Here is an 8262-nt window from a genome sequence, read left to right as displayed (position 1 = left end):
ACGGACAACCGTCCGTCGCGCCACCGGCTTGTCCGCATACGTTCTTTCCCGCTGCGAGCCGTCGGTCCAACGACGGCTTCCCTTAAGGAAGATCGGGGGTGCATCCGTGCGCATAGGACTTCTCACCGAGGGTGGCTATCCGTACGTGAGCGGTGACGCCAGTCCCTGGTGCGACCGGCTCGTGCGCGGGCTCGCGCAGCACGAGGTCGACGTATACGCGCTCAGCCGCAGCGAGGACCAGGAGGGCGAGGGGTGGCTGACGCTGCCGTCCCAGGTCCGCCGCGTCCGTACGGCACCGCTGTGGACGGCGGAAGAGGACGGCGTCGTGTACGGCCGCCGTGCACGCCGGCGGTTCGCCGACTGCTACGGGGAACTGGCGGCCGTGCTGTGCGCCGGGGCGGCCACCGACGGGGACGACGGGATCACCGCGGGGTCGGACGACTCTTCGGCCACGGTGGCGGACCGTTTCGCCAGTGCCCTGTACGGGCTTGCCGAACTCGCCCGCGAGGAGGGCGGACTGGTGGGCGCACTGCGCTCCGAGACCGCCGTACGCGCCCTGGAGTGCGCCTGTCGCGCGCCGGGCGCCCTCCGTGCGGCGCACGAGGCGCGCGTACCGGATCTGCTCACCGTCGCCGCCCGCCTGGAACACGCCCTGCGCCCCCTCTCGCTCGACTGGTACGAGGACGACGGGCTCGGCTCGCTCGACCTGTGCCACGCGGCCTCGGGCGGCGCTGCGGCCCTGCCCGGTCTGCTGGCCCGGCACTTCACCGGCGTACCCCTGCTGGTCACCGAGTACGGGGTGCGGCTGCGCACGCACTACCTCGCCGCTCACGACTCCTCACCCGCCGTACGGTCCCTGCTCGCCGCCTTCCACGGCAGGCTCGCGGCGGAGATCTACCGGCAGGCCGCGTACATCACGCCCGGCAACGCGCACGCCCGCCGCTGGCAGGAGCGCTGCGGTGCCGACCGCGCGAAGCTCCGCACGGTGTACCCCGGCATGGACGCGGGCCCCTTCGCCGAGGTGGGGGAGTCCCCGGAGCGCGCGGCACCCGACGCGCTGGTCTGGGTCGGCCGGGTCGACCCGGCCAAGGACCTCGTCTCGCTCCTCCACGCCTTCGCGGAGATCCGCAAGGACGAACCGGGCACCCGGCTGCGCGTCGTCGGCGCGCCCGCCGGCCCCGAGGGCGCCGCCTACCTCACGCACTGCAAGGCGCTGGCCGCCCAGCTCTTCCCCGACGAGGCCGCCGGTCCGCACGCGGTCGGCGACAACCCGGTCTCCTTCGAGGAGATCGGCGGCCCGGAGACGCCGACCCTCGCCGACGCCTACGCGTCCGGGGCCGTGAGTGTCCTGTCCAGCGTCGTCGAGGGCTTCCCGATCGGCCTGGTCGAGGCCATGTTCTGCGGCCGGGCGACGGTGTCGACCGACGTCGGCGCGGTGGTCGAGGTCATCGGCGGTACGGGGCTCGTGGTGCCGCCCCGCAACCCCCGGGCGCTCGCCGAGGCGTGCGTGGCGCTGCTGCGCGACCCCGAGCGACGTGAACGTCTGGGCGCCGCCGCGCGCGCCCGCGCGCTCGAACTGTTCACCGTCGAGCAGAACATCGCGGCATTTCACGGCATTTACCTGGAGATCGTCTCGCACAGCCCGGCCCGCCACTCGTCCCTCGACGACGCCGGCGACCCGCTCCCCTTCGCCGTCCCCGCCGAGGCCCACCTCCCCGGCCGCTGGACCGCCGCGGCGAGCCGCATGGTGGCCCGTGGCGGCCCCGGCTGGGCGGCGGGCCCACCCGTACGCGCCACCACCCGCGTCCCCGCGGCGGAGGCGGTCCGATGACCGACGTACACAAACGCGATCTGCCTGGCGCACCGAGCAGGCCCGGCGCCTGGGACGCCCGCCCGGATCAGCCCCCCGCAACGGAGCCATCGGCCGAGCCCGCCCCTCGGACCGCTCCGCGCCGCGGCCCCGCCGACCCGGTGAAGGCCCTGATGCACCGTCATCGCGAACTGTGCGCAGGCGCGGTGGACCCGCTGGAGATCGCCGCGGGCCTGGAGGCCCATGGCATCACCGACCGCACCGCCGCCCGATTCCGCCACAAGGACGTCTTCTCGCTGGCGGAGGAGATGTACGCCCGAACCCCCCGGGACAACGACACCCCCCAGGCCGCCACCCCCTCCTCCACCCCCCGCCCACCCACCCTGTGGATCCTGAGCACGCTCCTCCCCGGCACCACCTGCGCCGCCACGCTGGCCGCCCTGCACCTCACCCACGGCCAGACACGCCTCCTCGCTGCCGCGGCAGGCGCCCTGGCCGTCGCCCTCTCCCTGCGCGCGGCCCTGACCCGGGGCCCCCTGAGCGCGAGCAGGCCCCAGCCCGCCGGCACCCACCTCTGGACCTGCTCACTCCTCGTCTACGCCGCCCTGGGCGACGGCCTCATCGAGGCAGCCGCCTCCGGAGGCCCACAAGCCCTCCCCACCACCGCACAGGACGCCCCCTGGCCCCTCACCACGGCCTCCGTCCTCACCATCACCCTGGCCTGCGCCCCCGCCGCCTGGCTCGCCCACCACTTCGCGACGAGGGCCCGCCGCAGACTGACGGCCAGCCGGGGCCTCGAGGACTTCGCCGCGTCGGTGCGGCCCCTCCTGCTGAGCACGTTCGGCCTGTTCCTCACGGCCATGGCGGCCCTCCTCACCCTCGCCGCCGCCGCTCTGGACGAACCCGCCCCCTACCCCCAGACCCTCACCCTCGCCGCCCTCCTCTTCCTGGCCCGGCTCCTCGCCGTCCACGGCTTCGCCTACGCCCCCGCCGTGATCCTCACGGCCACGGCGACAGCCCAGACGGCCGCCCTGGCGAGCCTCTTCACGGCCCGCCTCCCGCACTGCGCCTTCCTCGCCACCCCCGTCGAAACCTTGACCGACACCTGGGGCCCCGGCACCGTCCCGACCCTGATCTGCGGAACAGCGGCCCTGGCCCTGCTGATCCACGCGACCCGCAAACTGACCCGCGCCTCGGCGCACGCCGAAACGGCAACGCGATGACGAGAGCCGCACCCGCCCGCGGCGGGAAGAGGTCGTGCCGGGAGGCGCCCGCCCGCGATGGTGGGCGCGTCACCACGGGTGCCCCGGTGAGTGACCGACTCCGCGCCGTTGCGAGGACGGACACCCCCGGGCACGGCCCCGCACCCCCCACGACAGCCCGCAGGCGCTACGCCCACCCCCACGACCCGCACGGGCCGCCGCAGGCATGACGGCGTGCGCCCGGAGTCGCGCGCGCAGGCCACGCCAGACCGGCGGCGCCCCCCGGCGCCGCAGGCACGCGGCACGTGGCTCCACCGGCAGGCGCCGCAGGCCACGCCTCACCCCGTGACTCCGTCCGCCCGGCGGCCGCAGGCAACCCCACCCCACACACATGGCCCCACGCGCCCAGGCGCCGCAGGCCTCTACGCCCCTCCCCAAGGAGACCCCGATGACAACCTCCCGATCCGCCACCCCGGCCCCGGGAGCCGTCCGATGAGAGTCCTGCTGATCGGAGCCAACGGCTACCTGGGCCGCTTCGTCGCCGACCGCCTCCTCGCCGACCCGGCGGTCCAACTCACCGCCCTCGGCCGCGGCGACGACGCCGACGTCCGCTTCGACCTCGCCTCCGGCAGCCCCGGCGCCCTCACTCGCTTCCTCGACGCGGTCCACCCCGGCGTGGTCATCAACTGCGCCGGCACCACCAGGGGCGGCGCTCGCGAGCTCACCCGCCACAACACCGTCGCCGTCGCCACCGTCTGCGAGGCCCTTCGCCGCAGCGGCTGCGGTGCCCGCCTGGTCCAGATCGGCTGCGCCGCCGAATACGGCCCCAGCCAGCCCGGCTCCTCCACGGCGGAGGACGCCGTCCCCCGCCCCGGCGGCCCCTACGGCGTCAGCAAACTCGCCGCCACCGAACTCGTCCTCGGCTCCGGTCTGGACGCGGTCGTACTGCGGGTCTTCTCCCCGGCCGGCCCCGGCACCCCCGCCGGTTCCCCCCTGGGCCGCCTCGCCGAGGCCATGCGACGCGCCATGCAGACCGGCGACGGCGAGCTCAAACTCGGCGGCCTCGGCGCCCAGCGCGACTTCATCGACGTCCGCGACGTGGCCCGCGCCGTGCACGCCGCCTCGCTCTCCGCCGCACAGGGCGTCATCAACATCGGCTCCGGTCGCGCCGTCCGGCTCCGCGACGCCGCCGCGGTCCTCGCCCGCGTGGCCGGCTACGGCGGCGCCCTGCACGAACTCGACGGCCCGCCCGGTGCCCTCCGCCCCTCGATCGGCCACCCCCGTTCGGAACCCCTGGCGCACCCGCGCACCGCTGAGCCCCTGCTCCACCGCACCGACTCCGACCACGGAGTCCACGCCACCCCCGGGTCTCACCAGGCGCACACCGCCCACACGCTGCACGCCACCCATGCCACGCACGCCTCCGCGCACACCGGCCCCGCCGCGTACCCCTACCCGGACGGCTGCGGCAGCTGGCAGCAGGCCGACGTCCGCACCGCCCGCGACCGCCTCGGGTGGCGCCCCCGCATCAACCTCGAGGAGTCCCTCGCCGACATCTGGATGGAGGCGGCATGCCGTATCTGACCAGGACAAAGGCGAGAACCGCCGACACCGGCGTCCACACCGGCTTAGGTGTCCCCGGCCCTGCCCACCCCCTCCTCGCCTCCACCGAGTGGGTCGAACTGGCCCGCAACGGCGCCGCCCTGCACTGGGTCGTCCTGAACGTCGCCGACGGCCCCGGCGTGCTTCCCGACCCGCACTGCCTGGAGGCGGCCGGCCGCCTCCGCAACGTCGGTGTCCGCGTCCTCGGTCGTCTCGACGCCCGGTATGGCGCCCGCGGCTTCGGCGAGATGATCGCGGACGCCCGCCGGTATCTCGACTGGTACCAGGTCGACGGCTTCCTCCTGGACCGCTGCCCGGCCGACCGCTCGGCCCTCCCCGAGATCCGCCGCACCGCGACCGCCCTGCGCGCCCTGCGTGACGACGCCCATGTCGTCCTCGGCCACGGCACCCACCCTTACCCCGGCTATGCCGAGTCCGCCGACCAGTTGGTCACCTTCCGCGGTTCCTGGAGCGACTACCGCTGGTCGCAGGCGGCCGAGTGGACCGCCGAGTACGGGCCCGAGCGCTTCTGCCACTTCGTGCACGGAGTGCCCCGTGGCCATCTCGACGAGGCGTTGCGCATCGCACGCTGGCAGGGCGCCGAGACCATCTACTTCACCGACCACACGGATCGCGGCGGGCGCACGCATCGCGGCGGGCGCACGGATCCCTGGGAGACGATGCCCGGCTACTGGGACGAAATCGTCTCGCGTGTCGGAACAGGTGTCTCGGAATGAAAAAGGCCGTGGCAGTGTTACGCGAAGAACATCCGTAGTGATAGACCGACCAACGGAGTCCCCGTGTCGCTGCCACCCCTGGTCGAGCCGGCCCCCGAGCTCACCGTAGACGAGGTCCGCAGGTACTCCCGCCACCTGATCATTCCCGACGTCGGGATGGACGGGCAGAAGCGGCTGAAGAACGCCAAGGTGCTGTGTGTCGGCGCCGGCGGCCTGGGCTCGCCGGCCCTGATGTACCTGGCCGCGGCGGGCGTCGGCACCCTCGGCATCGTGGAGTTCGACGAGGTCGACGAGTCCAACCTGCAGCGCCAGATCATCCACAGCCAGGCGGACATCGGCCGCTCCAAGGCCGAGTCGGCCCGCGACAGCGTGCTCGGCATCAACCCGTACGTGAACGTGGTCCTGCACGAAGAGCGGCTCGAGGCCGACAACGTGATGGACATCTTCAGCCAGTACGACCTGATCGTCGACGGCACGGACAATTTCGCGACCCGCTACCTGGTCAACGACGCCTGCGTGCTGCTGAACAAGCCGTACGTCTGGGGCTCGATCTACCGCTTCGACGGCCAGGCCTCCGTGTTCTGGTCCGAGCACGGCCCCTGCTACCGCTGCCTCTACCCGGAGCCCCCGCCCCCCGGCATGGTCCCCTCCTGCGCCGAGGGCGGTGTGCTGGGCGTACTGTGCGCGTCCATCGGCTCGATCCAGGTCACCGAGGCCATCAAGGTCCTCACGGGCACGGGTGAGCCGCTGGTCGGCCGCCTGATGATCTACGACGCCCTGGAGATGCAGTACCGCCAGGTCAAGGTCCGCAAGGACCCCGACTGCGCGGTCTGCGGCGAGAACCCCACCGTCACCGAGCTCATCGACTACGAGGCCTTCTGCGGCGTCGTCTCCGAGGAGGCCCAGGCGGCGGCCGCCGACTCGACGATCACTCCCAAGCAGCTCAAGGAGTGGATCGACGACGGCGAGAACATCGAGATCATCGACGTCCGCGAGATCAACGAGTACGAGATCGTTTCGATCCCGGGCGCCAAGCTGATCCCGAAGAACGAGTTCCTCATGGGCACCGCCCTGGAGACCCTTCCACAGGACAAGAAGATCGTCTTGCACTGCAAGACGGGTGTCCGCAGTGCGGAAGTCCTCGCGGTCCTGAAGTCCGCGGGCTTCTCCGACGCCGTCCACGTCGGCGGCGGCGTCATCGGCTGGGTCAACCAGATCGAGCCGGACAAGCCGGTCTACTGATCGGGTCGGGCTTTCCGTCCGGTGGGGGCTTCGCGTGCCAGGGGTACGCGGGGCCCCCACCGTCGTCATGAGCAGACTTCGCCGTCCTTCGGCACCGTTCCGTCCAGCGCGTACGCGTTGATCGTGGAGTCGACGCAGTCGCTGCCGCTCCCGTAGGCACCGTGTCCCTCGCCCTTCCAGGTGAGCATCACGCCGACGCCCTTGCCCAGTTCGTCCGCCATCCTGCGGGCGCCCTCGTAGGGCGTCGCCGGGTCGCCGGTGTTGCCCACCACGAGGATCGGCGCCGCTCCCGGGGCGCTCACCTCCGGGGTGTCGAACTGCCCGGCCACCGGCCACTCGTGGCACCAGCCCGCCGTGTCCCATCCGAGGAACTGACCGAATACCGGCGAGATCTTCTCGAACTCCGGCAGCAGCTTCTTCGCCTCCTCGGGCGTGGGCCGCTGCTTGTCGTCCAAGCACGATATGACCCGTTGCGAGTGGGTCGTCGTGGTGTAACGGCCCGCCTCGTCGCGCTCGTTGTAGCTGTCGGCGAGTGCCAGCAGCGCGGAACCGTCGCCCTGTTCAGCGGACTCCAGAGCCGCGGTGAGCGTGGGCCAGCTCGACTTGCTGTAGAGCGGCAGCACGATGCCGGTGAAGGCGAGCGACTGCGTCAGCTTCCGGTCGCCCGACGTCGCCAGCGGCTCCGCGTCGATCCGCCGCAGCAGGTCCGCGATCTTCCGAGAGCCCTGCTCCGGGTTCTGGCCGGTCGACTTCAGGTAGTCGTTGAGCGCGCGCTGGAAGCCCAGCGTCTGGTTCTTGGCGTGGCCCACCGCGTCGGCGCTCGGGTCCACGACCGCGTCCAGGACCAGCCGTCCTACGTTCTCCGGGAACAGATGGGCGTAGACACCGCCGAGTTCGGTGCCGTACGAGATGCCGAAGTAGTGCGTCTTCGCGTCGCCGAGGACATGCCTCATCAGGTCCATGTCGCGGGCCGTGTCGGCGGTCGAGACATGTGCCAGCAGCTTTCCGGTCGACGCCTCGCAACCCTGGCCGAAGTCGGCGGCGTCACGGAAGTACGCCGTCTCCTCGGCCGATGTGTCCGGGCTGACGTCCACCGCTTCTGCGGCCTGTATCTCCCTGTCGCTGCGGCAGCGGATGCCCTCGCTGGCGCCCACTCCGCGCGGGTCCCAGCTCACGAGGTCGTACCGCTCGTGCAGCATGGAGGCGGTGGACGCGTACGCCGGCAGGGTCGAGACGCCCGAGCTGCCGGGCCCGCCGAAGTTGAAGAGCATCGAGCCGATGCGGTCGTCGCCGCTCGCCTCGGAGCGGATCAGGGCCAGGTCGATCGTCCCGCCCTCAGGCTTCGCCCAGTCCAGTGGGACCTTCAACGTCGCGCACCGCCACTCGTCTCCGGGTGCGGGGGCGTCGTCGGTGGCCTCGCAGTCGCCCCAGTCGAGCTTCTGGTTAGCGAGCGAGGAGGGCAGTCCCGAGGCGGACCCGCCGGAGGATTCGGCCGGCGGTGGGGCGGACGTCCCCTTGCTGTCGTCCGAGGAGTCGTCGGACGAGCCTGCGCAACCCGCCACCAACAGCCCGGCGGCGACGGCCGGAGCCGTCCACCGTACAAAACGTGACATGGCCACAATCCCCCCTGTGAGGCCGCCCGCGCTCCGTCGCCAACGGCTGTCCCGCC

The 8262-nt window shown here is 72.6% G+C and carries 6 protein-coding genes; 5 read left to right on the top strand and 1 reads right to left on the bottom strand.

The window, feature by feature from the left end; all coding sequences use genetic code 11:
• Positions 1–106 precede the first annotated feature (106 nt).
• The 5 genes from ACFV6X_RS03005 to moeZ all read left to right on the top strand — a co-directional run bounded on the left by ACFV6X_RS03005 (position 107) and on the right by moeZ (position 6593).
• Positions 107–1831: a DUF3492 domain-containing protein gene (locus ACFV6X_RS03005; RefSeq protein WP_385376722.1), complete on the top strand. Its 1725-nt coding sequence runs from the start codon at positions 107–109 to the stop codon at positions 1829–1831.
• Positions 1828–3033 carry a hypothetical protein gene (locus ACFV6X_RS03000; protein ID WP_385376720.1) on the top strand — a complete coding sequence of 402 codons (1206 nt, stop codon included), beginning with the start codon at positions 1828–1830 and terminating at the stop codon, positions 3031–3033. The genes ACFV6X_RS03005 and ACFV6X_RS03000 overlap by 4 nt, the downstream gene beginning before the upstream one ends.
• Positions 3034–3504: 471 nt before the next feature.
• Positions 3505–4596 (top strand): NAD-dependent epimerase/dehydratase family protein, encoded by a 1092-nt coding sequence (locus ACFV6X_RS02995; RefSeq protein ID WP_385376717.1) that lies wholly within the window; start codon positions 3505–3507, stop codon positions 4594–4596.
• A complete protein-coding gene (locus tag ACFV6X_RS02990) occupies positions 4584–5351 on the top strand; it encodes a spherulation-specific family 4 protein (protein WP_385376714.1) in 768 nt (255 codons plus the stop codon). Before ACFV6X_RS02995 ends, ACFV6X_RS02990 begins: the two co-directional genes overlap by 13 nt.
• Positions 5352–5414: 63 nt before the next feature.
• Positions 5415–6593: an adenylyltransferase/sulfurtransferase MoeZ gene (gene moeZ / locus ACFV6X_RS02985; RefSeq protein ID WP_385376712.1), complete on the top strand. Its 1179-nt coding sequence runs from the start codon at positions 5415–5417 to the stop codon at positions 6591–6593.
• Positions 6594–6658: 65 nt separating this feature from the next.
• Here the strand turns inward: moeZ and ACFV6X_RS02980 are convergent, their stop codons facing one another.
• Positions 6659–8206, bottom strand: coding sequence for an alpha/beta hydrolase (locus tag ACFV6X_RS02980; RefSeq protein ID WP_385376709.1), 1548 nt, complete (start codon positions 8204–8206; stop codon positions 6659–6661).
• Positions 8207–8262: the final 56 nt, after the last annotated feature.

Origin of the sequence: Streptomyces sp. NPDC059861, assembly GCF_042731435.1 — a bacterium.
Taxonomy (GTDB): Bacteria; Actinomycetota; Actinomycetes; order Streptomycetales; family Streptomycetaceae; genus Streptomyces.
Note: the sequence above shows the minus strand (reverse complement) of the source record. Positions and strands in the feature narration are given on the sequence as shown.

Bases quoted from the DNA above. Each gene is read 5' to 3' on its own strand.
- ACFV6X_RS02990 (WP_385376714.1), top strand. From the start codon at position 4,584: ATGCCGTATCTGACCAGGACAAAGGCGAGAACCGCCGACACCGGCGTC.
- ACFV6X_RS02995 (WP_385376717.1), top strand. From the start codon at position 3,505: ATGAGAGTCCTGCTGATCGGAGCCAACGGCTACCTGGGCCGCTTCGTC.
- ACFV6X_RS02980 (WP_385376709.1), bottom strand. From the start codon at position 8,206: ATGTCACGTTTTGTACGGTGGACGGCTCCGGCCGTCGCCGCCGGGCTG.
- ACFV6X_RS03000 (WP_385376720.1), top strand. From the start codon at position 1,828: ATGACCGACGTACACAAACGCGATCTGCCTGGCGCACCGAGCAGGCCC.